The sequence below is a fragment of the Proteus sp. MB838 genome (assembly GCF_054767435.1).
Window position 1 is genome coordinate 40,508 of record NZ_BAABMO010000026.1, and the last position, 15,068, is coordinate 55,575.

Consider the following 15,068-nt stretch of genomic DNA (forward strand, 5'->3'; position numbering starts at 1 on the left):
TAATTAAACGAAGAGAGATTTATTTATGATCGTTGCGCCTGTAGTCGACGTACTGCAAGGCCGTATCGCGGTTGGCGAAGACGTCACCGTTCGCGGTTGGGTACGTACAAGAAGAGATTCAAAAGCTGGTATCTCATTCCTTACCGTCTATGACGGTTCCTGCTTTAATCCAGTACAGGCCATCATTAATAATAATTTACCGAATTATCAAGATGAAGTGCTGCACTTAACCACAGGTTGCTCTGTGGAAGTCACCGGTAAAATTGTTGAATCTCCGGGTCAAGGTCAGAACTTTGAAATTCATGCGACCAAAGTTGTGGTAGTAGGAATGGTTGATGATCCGGAAACTTATCCGATGGCCGCTAAACGTCACAGCGTTGAGTATCTGCGTGAAGTTGCTCATCTTCGTCCACGCACAAACTTAATTGGTGCTGTTGCACGTGTTCGCCATACCTTGGCACAAGCACTACATCGTTTCTTCGATGAGCAAGGCTTTTTCTGGGTTTCTACGCCATTAATTACGGCGGCGGATACCGAAGGTGCGGGTGAAATGTTCCGTGTCTCTACCTTAGATATGAACAACCTGCCACGTACTGATAAAGGTGAAGTTGATTTTAGCGAAGACTTTTTTGGTCGCGAAGCTTTCTTAACCGTATCAGGACAATTAAACGGCGAAACTTATGCCTCTGCATTAAGTAAAGTCTATACTTTCGGCCCAACTTTCCGCGCTGAGAATTCAAATACTAGTCGTCACTTAGCTGAATTCTGGATGGTTGAACCTGAAGTGGCTTTTGCTGATCTGAATGATATCGCCGGATTAGCAGAAAAAATGCTGAAATATGCCTTTTCTGCCGTGTTAGCTGAGCGCAGAGATGATATGGAGTTTTTTGCTCAACGCGTTGATAAAGAAGCCATTACACGTTTAGAGCACTTTATCGCTTCTGATTTCGCACAAATTGACTACACAGATGCGATTACTGTGTTAGAAAATTGCGGCCAGAAATTTGAAAACCCAGTTTATTGGGGTGTTGACCTCTCCTCCGAGCATGAGCGCTATCTTGCTGAGAAACACTTTAAAGCCCCTGTGGTTGTGAAGAACTACCCGAAAGATATCAAAGCATTCTATATGCGTATGAATGAAGACGGTAAAACAGTTGCGGCAATGGATGTGTTAGCACCAGGTATCGGTGAAATCATTGGTGGTTCTCAACGTGAAGAACGTTTAGAGATGTTTGATAAACGTTTAGCTGAGATGGGTATGAATAAAGAAGACTACTGGTGGTATCGTGATTTACGCCGTTATGGCACAGTACCACACTCTGGTTTTGGTCTCGGCTTTGAACGCTTAGTTGCTTATGTGACTGGTGTCACAAATATTCGTGAAGTGATCCCATTCCCACGTACACCAAGAAATGTCGATTTCTAATAGTTTGATTAATTAGTAGCCAACAAAAAACATTTGTGTTGCTGATTAATTGTACTAACTTTAGTTATACCAGAAGCCAACCTCAGGGTTGGCTTTTTTTATGCATGGCTACAATTTGATGGAAAAGTTCCCCCAAATACACACTTTGAAATACATTGTTACAATTTGTTACACTTTTTTCGATTTTGTAGCAAATTCGGGGTAGATAAAATTTTTTACCAATGGAACACTGTCACCCGACACAGACGACACTTAACTCTCATAAATAGTTCCATAAAAATTAAGAAACTATTTCTGGCAGTGGCAAAGGTGTCTGAATAACACCAATGAGGGTAATAATAATGATGAAGCGCAATATTCTTGCAGTGGTAATCCCAGCTTTAATGTTTGCTGGTGCAGCAAACGCAGCTGAAATGTACAACAAAGACGGCAACAAAGTAGATATCTACGGTAAAGTTGACGTTCATCATTACTTCGCTGACAAAGATTCTGGTGAAGACGGTGATGCATCTCGTGCACGTATCGGTTTCAAAGGCGAAACTCAAATAAATAAAGACCTAATTGGTTTTGGTCGTTTTGAATACGAAGTTAAAACTAATAATACTGAAGGAAGCAAAGGTAACGACAAAACTCGTCTAGCTTTTGCTGGTCTGAAATTTGCTGACTTCGGTTCTTTAGACTACGGCCGTAACTACGGTGTAATTTATGACACCAACGCATGGACTGGCGTTCTGCCTTTATGGGGCGGTGACTCCATGGCGCAAACTGACGTTTATATGACTGGCCGTACTACTGGCGTATTAACTTACCGTAACACTGATATGTTCGGTTATGTTGATGGTTTAAGCTTTGCTCTGCAATATCAAGGCAAAAATAACGAAAACACCAACAATACTCGTGGTACATATGATCCAAAAGATCCAGCGTCAAGTAAAGCAGATGCTAAATCAAATGGCGACGGTTTTGGTTTCTCTACCGCTTATAACTTAGGCTGGGGCGTAACACTGGGTGGTGGTTACTCAAGTTCTGCTCGTACAGCACCACAACAACACGCAAGCTTAGCTGGTGGTGAACGTGCTGAAGCATGGAACGTTGGTGGTAAATTCGAAGCTAACAATGTTTACTTAGCAGCAATGTACGGTGAAACCCGTAACATGACTTATTTCGGTGAAGATAAAGATATTGCTAACAAAACTCAAAATATCGAGTTAACTGCACAGTATGATTTTGCTGATTTAGGTATCAAACCATCTTTAGCCTATGTTCAATCTAAAGGTAAAGATCTAGGTTACAAGAACTTTAATAATGACCAAGATTTAGTTAAATATATCTCTGTAGGTTCTTTCTACAAATTTAACAAAAATATGACTGCGGTTGTTGATTATAAAATCAACCTGATTGATAAAAATGACTTCACTAAAGAAGCTGGCATTGCAACTGACAACGTAGTTGGTTTAGGTCTGACTTATCAGTTCTAATTACCCTTTAAGGTAATTAAACAGTCAAGTTAATTGATTTGAAAAGCAACACTTCGGTGTTGCTTTTTTATTTGCCTATCCTATTTATATTGCTCGCTTTTCTGTTCCTCCTTTTCTAATACCAAGATAAACAGTTTATTATACTAAACTGTTAGTTATTTTTAGTGGTTATATTTACATGTTAATGTAATCACGAAAGATTTACTTATTTACATCTTGTTTTGCTATTTATTCTCACTTAGTTCACAACTTCTTGCTAATTTCTCTACAAACTGTTGGCAAACCGATTCTATAGCGTTACTCTTGTTACTCATAATTCTGCTTCGTTTTGAGCTTAGGGAATAATTACACTATGTTTGAGAAAATCATTGCTGCACCAGCCGATCCTATTCTGGGTTTAGCTGATAGTTTCCGTTCTGATACTCGTGAAAACAAAATTAACTTAGGGATTGGTGTTTATAAGGATGAAACAGGTAAAACACCTGTACTCACCACCGTTAAAAAAGCAGAAAAATATTTATTAGAAAACGAATCCACTAAAAATTATCTTCCTATTAGCGGTATTCCTGAGTTTGGTGCGGTCACTCAAGCACTGTTGTTTGGTGAACAACACCCTATCATCACAGAAAAACGTGCACGTACAGCACAAGCTCCGGGTGGTACTGGGGCATTACGTATTGCTGCGGACTTTATTGCTCAGCAAACTAATGCTAAACGTGTATGGATAAGTAACCCGACTTGGCCCAACCATAATAATATTTTTCAGACTGCTGGCTTAGAAATTTGCCAATATGATTATTATGATGCAGAAAGCCACGGTTTAGATTTTGAAGGTATGCTAGCCAGCCTACAAAATGCACAAGCAGGTGATGTTGTGCTGTTCCACGGATGTTGCCATAACCCAAGTGGTATTGACCCAACGCTAGAGCAATGGCGTCAACTGGCTGCCTTATCCGCTGAGAAAGGTTGGTTACCAGTATTTGACTTTGCTTACCAAGGTTTTGCTAATGGTCTTGAAGAAGACGCGCAAGGCTTACGCCTATTTGCTGAAAGCAATCCTGAGCTGATTGTTGCAAGCTCATATTCAAAAAACTTTGGCCTTTATAATGAGCGTGTAGGTGCTTGCACTATTGTCGCAAAAGAGAGCGATACTGCTGAGAAAGCATTTAGCCAAGCCAAAGCGATTATTCGCGCAAACTACTCTAATCCACCGGCACATGGTGCATCTGTGGTGACCACTATTTTATCTAACCCAGAGTTAAAAGAAGAGTGGATTGAAGAGCTCACCACAATGCGTGAGCGCATTCAGCGTATGCGCCAATTGCTGGTGACAACGTTACAAGAAAAAGGCGCAAAACAAGATTTCAGCTTTATTATTGACCAAAATGGTATGTTCTCATTTAGTGGTCTTAATAAAGAGCAAGTTGAACGTCTACGTGCTGAATATGGTATTTATATTGTCGGCTCTGGTCGTATTAATGTCGCAGGCTTAACACTGGAAAATATGGTTCCATTGTGTGAAGCCATTGTCGCTGTACTTTAATGGCTTTTTCATCGTTTTAAAGCATACAGTTAGATAACACGTTTTATAACCCAACAGCATTTAATTAGATATGTTGTTGGGTTTTTTATTGTTTTATTCGTGCTGTGGGAAAAAACCATACTGAATTTGTTTTGAAAGCCGTTCGACGTTCAGCCGAAGAAACACTGACAGATCTGCGAGTCATAAATGTTAATTCCGAAGTTTATCAGTAATTTATCAACCCACTTGATGCAACACTTGTAAGCAACGAAACATTACGAAAAACAGTGATGTCTAAATCCCCTTAAGAGGAATGACATTGAAACTGACAGCACCTGAACCACTCAAAATAGGCCATAGGCTGGAGGTTTTTCCTCCGGTGAAAAGGCTTTAGAACTCAGGCTAAAAAACTGGGGTAAGTTCCAATAAGGCCTTGATGTTCACAATAATCCTATTATTTATAAGGTCTCACTATCTTATGCCAAGCGGTTCCATCATACAGATCAACATTATAATCATCAGCTACAACTAAAATCCCATCGCGGACATCCATATGACCTGAGGCGATAACATTTTTATCACCATCCTTGGGACGGACCATTTCTTTACCATTCCAACACTGTAAGCGATAGTCATCACATGCCCATACTTTATCTTCAAACCAACGCAACTGGTTCAGTAAAATAGCCGAACTACCGTGATAAAGTTTTTCCCATTGGTATTCACGCCCTCGCCATAAACTGCCCCCTTCACCGCCAATATACACATAACCATCAGGGGCGCATAAAACTGTACTTAATTGCTCATTAGAGGGAAAACCACAGGGGATCCAGATTTCGCCATTATAATGCCAAACATCACCTGCACCGCCAACGGCATACATATCCTGCTCAGAAAAACCATCGAGATCAGTGAACCCCATATCTGTATTGGTTTCTCCTCCTGGTATCCCATGTTGAATTCTCTGCCATTTCCCAATATCCACACGTTTATAAATTTTGCGTGCAGAGCCAACATAATAAGCATATCCACCAACACATTTGATATTTTTAGGGTTTGCATAGTCACCATCCATAACTTTTTCTAGCGGAAATTTAGATCCACTGCCCATACACTTGACAAACCCACCATCGCCTCTAGATGCAAGCATCCCTTGTTCTTTCGGTTTTAAACAAATACCTACTTTAGGATTATCGAACCCTTCAATTCTAATATAATCAATCGGGTCATCTGGTGTGTCTAAATAAATACATAATAACTGTGAGGGGATTTCGCTGTTCCATAAATTTCGAGCCTTTTCGTATGGAATATCTTTGCGCAAACAAAAGTACACAATATTTTTATCTCGGATTGCACAACCAGTAAAAATATATCCCTTGATATATTTGGCCCAATGTTTATTAGTTATATACTCCATTATCTTTCTTTCCCTTTTTCAGTTGTTATAGGATCTCATCTAGAGCCTTTGGTACACTTTATCCGGCTCATGTTAGTGATATATGACTGTGTTGGCAATCGCACTGGCTTTCCATAACCGTTTTTCAATCCGGCGCCCTAAAATATCGTAGCGGTATTCCGCTCGCTGATACCCTAAGGGCCCTTGGTCGATATCCACCGCGATAATGCGGTGGTCACTGTCATAGTGATAACGTTGTCCCGAGCTACTGCCTTTTTCATAGCGCGATACCATGCGACCAAAACCGTCGTAGCGATAATCATACTTATCACTGCCTTGTACTTGGTTATGCGGTGCTTCGGTGTGCGGACGAGTCAGTAAATTGGCCGCCGCATCATACAGAAAGTGTTCGGTTTGCACCGACCCTAAATGCGCCGTCAACTGCCCCAGCGGGTCGTACTGATAACTGTGGTAGTACCAATGTCCGGCGGTAAAAACCTCGCCCGTTTGACCATAACTGACACTGCGCTCGATAAGTTGATTGCGTTTATCCCAACGATAACGACGGTCAATCACCGGGGTCACAAACTGTGAGGCATTCATTTGGCGCGCCACTTGGTGCGTAATACGTCCCCGACAGTCATAGCCCGTTTCATTGTCTAAGGCGCCACTGGTGCGCAACGTTTCTCGGTGTAAACGGTCTCGTTGATATTCCGCCAATACCGTCAGTTGCGCATTATCTCGCCATTGCGTTTGTTGTAAATGCCCAGAGCCGTAATACAGGTATTCAAATGCCCGTTGATGGGGCAACTCAGTGCGAGTGATATTACCCAGCACATCATAGTGATGTTGATAATCACCGCGGGCACTGGCTTCTCGAACCAACTGCCCCACTTTATCGTAGGTAAAGGTCAGGGCGTCTTGATACTCTACGCGGGCGGTGGTGCCGGTGCGTTCGGCTTCATGCCATATCGCCATGGGGACTCTGCGTAACGTCACACTCAAAGGTTGATAAAGGTATTCCGTGCGATAATCGGCGTTTTCTCGAAACAGCAACCGTCCCACTTTATCGTAACCGAAGGTGGTCACCTGCGGGGATAAGGGCATCGGCGTATCAATGGAAGGCCCAGGGGTGGTTTTTATTTGGGTGACATTCCCCATCACATCGTACTGATAGTGCTTTTGTTGTCCGATAAGATCATGTTCATCGGTTAAACGATGCAAGGCATCATACTCAAAGCGGTACTGCTCGCCCTGTTCATTCTCCAGCGCCTGCATACGCCCGAAAGTATCATAGTGAAAATGCAACCAATGCCCTGCCGGATCGCGTCGGGCTATTACTTGTCCACGACGGTTACGGCGCAACAGAATATGGCGCTCTCCGGCATCCGTTATTCCCACTAATTGCCCGGTGGCATCATAGTCATAACGGTTTTCTGTCCCATCCGGTAAGCGCTCTGTTAACAACAACCCCGCTTCACTAAAGGTGTAAGTCGTGGTTTCATTCTGTGCATTGGTCAACGAGCGAAGTTGTCCCCAATCATCGTAGGTCAAGGTGGTGGGATAACCCGAACAGTCCCGTTGCTCGATTAACTGACCGCGGGCATTATAGCGATAGTGGGTTTCATTACCCTTAGCATCCACTTGCCCCAGACACAGGCCTTGGTCATCCCACGCCAAGCGCGTGATATGGCCAAGCGGGTCAATCACACGACGAATATCGCCGTGCTCATTGTACTCCCAATGCCAAGCCGCCCCATTTGGCAAGGTTTGTGCCGTGGGAAACGCAAAATCTTTGTCCCAATCATAGCAAGTCGATTGTTGTTCGGGATCGGTCGATTGGGTTAAATTACCGCGCTCATCATAGGTATACCCCCATTCACTGCCATCTGGGGCTATCGCTTTCGTTAATAAGCGGCTGGTATCCCATTCAAACCACCACGTTTCATTCAATGCATTGGTGTATTCGATAATTTGCTGTTGTTCATTCCAGCGACGGAAGGTGGTTTCGCCCCCCGTTTCCACGGTGGTGAGGGTTCGTTGAGCTAAATCATAGGTCAGTTCGGTATACTCTAAACAGCGTTTACCGTCTTTAAGCCAGTGTTCAACCACTCGCCACTCAGGTTCATTGTCTTCAATGGTAAAGCGAAATACAGACCTTCATAACCATTACCTGCTAAATATTGACTAGTAACGATAATTTTTAAATCACGACTTTTTTTGACACAAAAAGCCTAGTAACTGGTTAGTCAATAATTGAAAAATTTTACTTTCTTTTTTATTTTTACGATAATTCTATTTCCACTGAAAAATCGAAAGCCGTTAAACCTGCATCTTCTACTCTTTGTTTAAATTTATCCGTAACAAAGATTCGACTAATATATTCGTCAATAGTAAATAAATACTCATCAGTGATGTTATTTTTTATGAGAACTGGCTTTTCAATCATTAATCCATTGGGGTATTCCCGATAAACAGAATTTTTTCTGTCAAAACATCCTGAAAGTGAATTAGTTGGATAATAACCAACAAATTTCTTCCGTTTGCTCTCAGTCTTAACGGGTAATACTTGTCCTCTTGAACTCAAAATATCAGATAAAGACACCAATGCATCTTCACTAAAAACCATAAATGGCGACAAAAAACTACTAAAATCAAATTTATAATTCTTTCTTCCAAAATCATTGGAATTTAACTCTAATGAAATAGCAGTATAGTCATCAGTAAATTTAGACCATCGCTGATCCATCGCTCTCCCTATTATACTTTCTTCTCCATCAGGATAATTTTGAATAAAAGAACTATAGTTTTCCAAATCTGATTTTAAATAATAGACTTTATTAATCATAATATAGTTTTCCATTTAGCATTTCTACTAGCAGAGGATAGGATTTCTCGAATTTCAGATAATGTATCTATTACCCCTTGTTTACCTCCTTCTTTATCAGCCCTAATAATCCTTTCATTCACTGCTTCTATATAATCATTTGGATGTCTGCCATTATGTTTTATTCCTGACAATGCTTCATCAACATTATTTCTATTTGGCAGGAAAACACCATTTCTAGCATCATCAACATCAATACCATGTTTTTTCAGAATATCTCTGGCTGGCTGGGCACCTTTAGATGTATCACCAACAATATGATGAGCTGCGGTATTGGCAGGTCTAGGCGTACCATCAGCTACCATATTTTTAGAAAGTTTGACCGCACAATGCCCCCAAGGATCCACCCATGTCAATGGATTTGGCGCATAAGCATATAAGTTTATCCCCCCCGCCAACCCTATTGGGTCTTGTTGGGTAAAACGGCCTAAATCCGGGGCATAGTACCTGAACGTATTATAATGCAGGCCCGTCTCTTTGTCGAAATACTGCCCTTGAAAACGCAGGTTCTGTTCACGATTAAATGTGCTTGTGGGGCGGGTTTGACGCTGTAAATGCCCCCAAGCACTGTATTGCCCTTGCCAAACTATTTCACCCTCACTGTTGGTCAACGCTTCCGGTAAGCCACTTAAACTGCTGTGCGTATAATAAATCGCCCGTTGCGGATTAAGCGGGTTATCCGTACATTCAATGCGGGCAAGAGGGGTATAACTTTGGTCATTGTAAGCATGATAAACCGTGGTATGGGGCGCTGCGCTACTGTGCTCAGACACCAGTCGCATCCCTACCCAGCCAAAGGTGTACACTTCATCCGGCTCATGTTGATGATAGGTCACCGTATTGGCAATCGCACTGGCTTTCCATAGCCGTTTTTCAATCCGGCGCCCTAAGATATCGTAGCGGTATTCCCCTCGCTGATACCCTAAGGGCCCTTGGTCGATATCCACCGCGATAATGCGGTGGTCACTGTCATAGTGATAACGTTGCCCCGAGCTACTGCCTTTTTCATAGCGGGAGACCATGCGACCAAAACCGTCGTAGCGATAATCAAATTTATCACTGCCTTGTACTTGGTTATGCGGTGCTTCGGTGTGCGGACGGGTCAGTAAATTGGCTGCTGCATCATACAGAAAGTGTTCGGTTTGCACCGACCCTAAATGCGCTGTCAACTGTCCCAGTGGGTCGTACTGATAACTGTGGTAGTACCAATGTCCGGCGGTAAAAACCTCGCCCGTTTGACCATAACTGACACTGCGCTCGATAAGTTGATTGCGTTTATCCCAACGATAACGACGGTCAATCACCGGGGTCACAAACTGTGAGGCATTCATTTGGCTCGCCACTTGGTGCGTAATACGTCCCCGACAGTCATAGCCCGTTTCATTGTCTAAGGCGCCACTGGTGCGCAACGTTTCTCGGTGTAAACGGTCTCGTTGATATTCCGCCAATACCGTCAGTTGCGCATTATCTCGCCATTGCGTTTGTTGTAAATGCCCAGAGCCGTAATACAGGTATTCAAATGCCCGTTGATGGGGCAACTCGGTGCGAGTGATATTACCCAGCACATCATAGTGATGTTGATAATCACCGCGGGCACTGGCTTCTCGAACCAACTGCCCCACTTTATCGTAGGTAAAGGTCAGGGCGTCTTGATACTCTACGCGGGCGGTGGTGCCGGTGCGTTCGGCTTCATGCCATATCGCCATGGGGACTCGGCGTAACGTCACACTCAAAGGTTGATAAAGGTATTCCGTGCGATAATCGGCGTTTTCTCGAAACAGCAACCGTCCCACTTTATCGTAACCGAAGGTGGTCACCTGCGGGGATAAGGGCATCGGCGTATCAACGCAAGGCCCCGGAGTGGTTTTTATCTGGGTGACATTCCCCATCACATCGTACTGATAGTGCTTTTGTTGTCCGATTAAATCGTGTTCATCGGTTAAACGGTGTAACGCATCATAGCCAAAGCGGTACTGCTCGCCCTGTTCATTCTCCAGCGCCTGCATACGCCCGAAAGTATCATAGTGAAAATGCAACCAATGCCCTGCCGGATCGCGTCGGGCTATTACTTGTCCACGACGGTTACGGCGCAACAGAATATGGCGCTCTCCGGCATCCGTTATTCCCACTAATTGCCCGGTGGCATCATAGTCATAACGGTTTTCTGTCCCATCCGGTAAGCACTCTGTTAACAACAACCCCGCTTCACTAAAGGTGTAAGTCGTGGTTTCATTCTGTGCATTGGTCAACGAGCGAAGTTGTCCCCAATCATCGTAGGTCAAGGTGGTGGGATAACCCGAACAGTCCCGTTGCTCGATTAACTGACCGCGGGCATTATAGCGATAGTTGGTTTCATTACCCTTAGCATCCACTTGCCCCAGACACAGGCCTTGGTCATCCCACGCCAAGCGCGTGATATGGCCAAGCGGGTCAATCACACGACGAATATCGCCGTGCTCATTGTACTCCCAATGCCAAGCCGCCCCATTTGGCAAAGTTTGTGCCGTGGGAAACGCAAAATCTTTGTCCCAATCATAGCAAGTCGATTGTTGTTCGGGATCGGTCGATTGGGTTAAATTACCGCGCTCATCATAGGTATACCCCCATTCACTGCCATCTGGGGCTATTGCTTTCGTTAATAGGCGGCTGGTATCCCATTCAAACCACCACGTTTCATTCAATGCATTGGTGTATTCGATAATTTGTTGTTGTTCATTCCAGCGACGGAAGGTGGTTTCGCCCCCCGTTTCCACGGTGGTGAGGGTTCGTTGAGCTAAATCATAGGTCAGTTCGGTATGCTCTAAACAGCGTTTACCGTCTTTAAGCCAGTGCTCAACCACTCGCCACTCAGGTTCATTGTCTTCAATGGTAAAGGCATCAAAACGTTGCCAACGATAATGACTACTGACCCCTGTGGCATATTGGTGCATGGCCATTAAACCCGATTCATCATCCCAGCCAAAACGACGAGTCACTCGCTTATCCGCATTAGTGACTTGCACTAAACGCTGTTGTGCATCATAAGTATAAGTGACCAGCGTTTTTTCTTCTTGTCCTTGGTGGCGGGTCACCGACTGTAAGCGTTGGGTGATTTCATCATAATGTAACCGGATATCGGTCAGATACGCATCATCATGAATTTGTACCAATTCACCGTCATTAGCATAGCGGTAGTGTAAAGCGTTATTATGACGATCAGCACTTTTCATTAAGCGCAGTGTATTGATTTTATGTGGATTGGCTTCGAAAAATTGATAATCACCTTCCGCCGATTCAACAAGGAAAAGATTGTTTGTCGTGCGATAGACGGTAAAGCCTTCATCTTGATAGAACACTTTCTGTCCAAGGGCGATTTTTCCTAACGCTAAACGCCTCCCCGACATGTCATGATAATAAATGTTTTCATTCTCAAGCCCTTTACCCGTGTCGTCAATTGTCAAAAAGACATCAAACGGCATCGCCCAACCGCGTCCTAAACGATTTTCACCCGTATTACGACTTTGGTAAATACGCGACCAGACTAACGGGTACACACCATCAATAATAAAATCGGTGTCATCCTCTCCATTTAGGACTTTCGCCCCCGTAGCCGCATGCACGGGTGACGCACACTATTAAAGGCTTGGGTCACCGAGGCGACTACCATACTGCCCACTGCGGTACTGGCGATTTCACTCACCAAAGTACAGCCTACACTATTCAAACACTGTTTAATCGCCTTGAGTCCCCCTCTGCGAAACAGGGTAGACGCCGCGCCAACAGCAAGGCCACCGAGAATTTCACCAAACATTTCGGCAAAGGGGTTACGCCCACTCATAATATCGCGTACCACCACACTGCCACCGCCAATACGCACAATCCCTTTTTCTTGATTATCACTGATTTTGGCTTCACAGGTGCTTCTATCACCGTTACGACACGCCGGTTGGCTATTAATTTGGACTTTTTTCGACCCTTCAGCTAAAAAGTAAGGGGCGCTAGCACAATGCCATTTATCGCACGTGATGGTGTCCAATGGCATAGGTTCAGCATTCGGGTGTTTCGCGGCTTTTACTGGGGAAAGAATACTGTCAAAAAAGCCTTGCTCCGGTGAGGGGTATTCGGGAAACTCGGAGGGATCGAGCGCTATGGGTGCCGCATTGTTGGTTTGGTTCCCTAGCACCTTACCCGCCAATAAAGAAAATGCCCCAGTCGCCATCATGGCGGTATTTTTCAATACGCGTAAGGCAATCTCGGTACCTTTTTCTTCTTTCGGTGGGGTATTATCCGCCGCAATTGAAGCGAGTAGCACGGGTGACGGTAATTTTCCTGCTGCGCGAGCGGCTCCCTTGCCTTTGACACGTACATTTTTCGAGCCAGTATCGATTTCACCATCAGGGTTACTTAGCCCGAACAAGCTATCGATCCCATCCGCGACCCAATCAGCGGCATCATCAATCAATCCACCAATAGTAAAGCCCGCCGCCAGCCCTGCACCGGCAAAAATGGCCGCACCGGCGGCCGTTGCCATACCGCCTGTCCCAATGGTCAGCGCCACAGCGGCCGTCCCTATCGCGGCATAAACCGCCCCTTTAACCACACCACACACGATATCGGCGAAGATTGACGAGTGCATTAATTTATCGCCTTGCTTGGCTGCGAAAAATTCATTTCCCATATCTCTATCCTTATAAAATAAACAATAAATCGTCAGTGGGTATGGTTAAAACATCGGGATTGCATTAATTGGGCGATGGCGTAAAACTGTCTCTTAACGCTTGCCATTGCGCCTGCTCAGTATTGGAAAACGGTTTAATTTGGCAGTAAGTCAACACCACTATTTTATTTTCGAGACGAAAAGCGGCGATCCACTGATAAATAGGGATCCCTTTTTGTTTGGTTTCACAATAGATTTCACAGCCCGTAACTCCTTTTTCGGTACGAAAATCTGTGGGTGCTTTTACCACCGCATTTTTCATTTCACGTTTGATGGCCGACAACTGTCCAGCCAGATAGTCATTGAGGGTTATCTCTGGAGCCACTACATCACGCGTAATAGAAATACTGCCTTGTCGCGTAGGGAAACGCAGCATATTAAGACTATTGTCTTGATATTCTTCATCCGGTAATGTGATAGCACCTTCTTGGAATTGATAATTCATGGCTGACCTTATTACTTTTGCTTAATTATTTTTTAGGGAAGAACTGATCTTTCGCTTGAGCGATAGTGCTAGTATCGGGTTTCATCTCAAGGTTTCCGGGACCTGCCCCGTCCATATTCAAATCTAATAACTCACCAGTACCAATCCGACCGCTACCGTGGCCGTAAAAATCAAAGTTGTTACACACTAAGGTGATAGTCCCGTCAGGGTTTAATTGAAGTGCCGAGTTGCCACTAATTAAACGAATACCTTTGGCTGATGCGATCAACACTTCACCATCCACGATTGAATGTTGGTTACCAAACACGATATTTTTTTGATCCGCTTGAACCGCCGTAGTTTGCGTACCATGTACTGAGATCTTTTGGTTTTGCATAACGGTTTCAGTATGATTGGCGCCTACCGTCGTTCCCTTATCGTTTTGGACTACGGTATTCATATCCTTCTGCGCATGAAGAAACACCTCTTGCTTACCGCCCGCATCTTCAAAACGCAATTCATTAAAACCTTCCCCTTTGTGGGTTTGGCTACGGAAAGTGGTTTGTGTCTTATTCTCTGGGAACTTAATCGGTGGTGCGTTACGACCATCATAAGTACATCCCGTCACGATGGGCCTGTCGATATCCCCATTCAGGTAGCTGACCAGCACTTGTGTGCCAATGCGCGGTACCGCCGAAAAACCATAGCCATTTCCACTCCAACCCATGGCAACCCGCACCCAGCATGAAGCACTGTGATCGGCACTTCCCCGACGATCCCAATGAAAATGCACTTTCACGGCGCCATATTCATTCACGTAGATTTCTTCCCCTGGTGGTCCCACCACCGTCGCCACTTCATCGCCGTCCGCCGTCGGTTTATAACGATAAGGGGGGCGCCACTCTTGCGTGCCCGGAATAAAGGAGACGCTATTCGACAGTTGTGTGCCTTCGCCCCCGCTATTATCCGCCAGTGGCTGTACACCATGATGGCTGACGCTGATCACTTGCCAGCGATCATTCATCGGCTGATGGGGATGCTGAGATAAGGTGAAGATTTTGCCGGGCATCAGTGCAAAACAGTTTGTTGTCGCTTGCCCCACTTTGCTGCCGTTACGTAATTGCTCAAAGCGCACCTGTGTTAGGGGGCGACCTTCATCGTCTAATTGAAAACGACCATAACTTTCAAACACACTGTGCTGTCCTCCCTGCTCAATTTTGTTTTCATGAGACAACGGAT

Annotated in this window: 11 protein-coding genes; 4 read left to right on the forward strand and 7 right to left on the reverse strand. The window is 44.5% G+C overall.

What is annotated here, in order from left to right:
- Nucleotides 1-25 precede the first annotated feature (25 nt).
- From asnS to ACYUCW_RS12280, 4 genes are all read left to right on the forward strand, one after another.
- Nucleotides 26-1,426 (forward strand): asparagine--tRNA ligase, encoded by a 1,401-nt coding sequence (asnS, locus tag ACYUCW_RS12265; protein ID WP_004244664.1) that lies wholly within the window; start codon nucleotides 26-28, stop codon nucleotides 1,424-1,426.
- Nucleotides 1,427-1,767: 341 nt separating this feature from the next.
- Nucleotides 1,768-2,904 (forward strand): porin, encoded by a 1,137-nt coding sequence (locus ACYUCW_RS12270; protein WP_460408690.1) that lies wholly within the window; start codon nucleotides 1,768-1,770, stop codon nucleotides 2,902-2,904.
- A gap of 352 nt (nucleotides 2,905-3,256) precedes the next feature.
- Nucleotides 3,257-4,447: an amino acid aminotransferase gene (locus ACYUCW_RS12275; protein WP_012367734.1), complete on the forward strand. Its 1,191-nt coding sequence runs from the start codon at nucleotides 3,257-3,259 to the stop codon at nucleotides 4,445-4,447.
- Nucleotides 4,448-4,551: 104 nt separating this feature from the next.
- A complete protein-coding gene (locus ACYUCW_RS12280; RefSeq protein ID WP_157836037.1) occupies nucleotides 4,552-4,659 on the forward strand; it encodes a type II toxin -antitoxin system TacA 1-like antitoxin in 108 nt (35 codons plus the stop codon).
- Nucleotides 4,660-4,880: 221 nt separating this feature from the next.
- On the opposite strand, the gene ACYUCW_RS12285 is transcribed toward ACYUCW_RS12280, so the two are convergent.
- From ACYUCW_RS12285 to tssI, 7 genes are all read right to left on the reverse strand, one after another.
- The gene (locus tag ACYUCW_RS12285; protein ID WP_163748617.1) at nucleotides 4,881-5,843 is read right to left on the reverse strand and encodes a hypothetical protein; all 963 of its coding nucleotides are present in this window, start codon (nucleotides 5,841-5,843) and stop codon (nucleotides 4,881-4,883) included.
- A gap of 72 nt (nucleotides 5,844-5,915) precedes the next feature.
- A complete protein-coding gene (locus ACYUCW_RS12290) occupies nucleotides 5,916-7,934 on the reverse strand; it encodes a hypothetical protein (protein ID WP_460408692.1) in 2,019 nt (672 codons plus the stop codon).
- A 172-nt stretch (nucleotides 7,935-8,106) separates the two neighbouring features.
- Nucleotides 8,107-8,670 (reverse strand): hypothetical protein, encoded by a 564-nt coding sequence (locus ACYUCW_RS12295; RefSeq protein WP_004247666.1) that lies wholly within the window; start codon nucleotides 8,668-8,670, stop codon nucleotides 8,107-8,109.
- Nucleotides 8,667-12,308, reverse strand: a complete 3,642-nt coding sequence (locus tag ACYUCW_RS12300) for an RHS repeat-associated core domain-containing protein (protein WP_460408694.1) — start codon at nucleotides 12,306-12,308, stop codon at nucleotides 8,667-8,669. The genes ACYUCW_RS12295 and ACYUCW_RS12300 overlap by 4 nt, the downstream gene beginning before the upstream one ends.
- On the reverse strand, nucleotides 12,278-13,366 hold the full coding sequence (locus tag ACYUCW_RS12305) for a PAAR domain-containing protein (RefSeq protein ID WP_460408695.1): 1,089 nt from the start codon (nucleotides 13,364-13,366) through the stop codon (nucleotides 12,278-12,280). The genes ACYUCW_RS12300 and ACYUCW_RS12305 overlap by 31 nt, the downstream gene beginning before the upstream one ends.
- A gap of 64 nt (nucleotides 13,367-13,430) precedes the next feature.
- Complete coding sequence (locus ACYUCW_RS12310; RefSeq protein ID WP_004251951.1) at nucleotides 13,431-13,850, reverse strand: DcrB-related protein; 420 nt, start codon at nucleotides 13,848-13,850, stop codon at nucleotides 13,431-13,433.
- 25 nt (nucleotides 13,851-13,875) lie between these two features.
- Nucleotides 13,876-15,068, reverse strand: a 1,193-nt coding sequence (gene tssI, locus ACYUCW_RS12315; protein WP_460408697.1) for a type VI secretion system tip protein TssI/VgrG, incomplete at its 5' end; no start/stop codon positions are given.

Excerpts from the sequence above, each read along its gene's own strand:
- ACYUCW_RS12270 (WP_460408690.1), top strand. The coding sequence starts at position 1,768 with ATGATGAAGCGCAATATTCTTGCAGTGGTAATCCCAGCTTTAATGTTT.
- ACYUCW_RS12275 (WP_012367734.1), top strand. The coding sequence starts at position 3,257 with ATGTTTGAGAAAATCATTGCTGCACCAGCCGATCCTATTCTGGGTTTA.
- ACYUCW_RS12305 (WP_460408695.1), bottom strand. The coding sequence starts at position 13,366 with ATGGGAAATGAATTTTTCGCAGCCAAGCAAGGCGATAAATTAATGCAC.
- ACYUCW_RS12285 (WP_163748617.1), bottom strand. The coding sequence starts at position 5,843 with ATGGAGTATATAACTAATAAACATTGGGCCAAATATATCAAGGGATAT.
- asnS (WP_004244664.1), top strand. The coding sequence starts at position 26 with ATGATCGTTGCGCCTGTAGTCGACGTACTGCAAGGCCGTATCGCGGTT.
- ACYUCW_RS12310 (WP_004251951.1), bottom strand. The coding sequence starts at position 13,850 with ATGAATTATCAATTCCAAGAAGGTGCTATCACATTACCGGATGAAGAA.
- ACYUCW_RS12295 (WP_004247666.1), bottom strand. The coding sequence starts at position 8,670 with ATGATTAATAAAGTCTATTATTTAAAATCAGATTTGGAAAACTATAGT.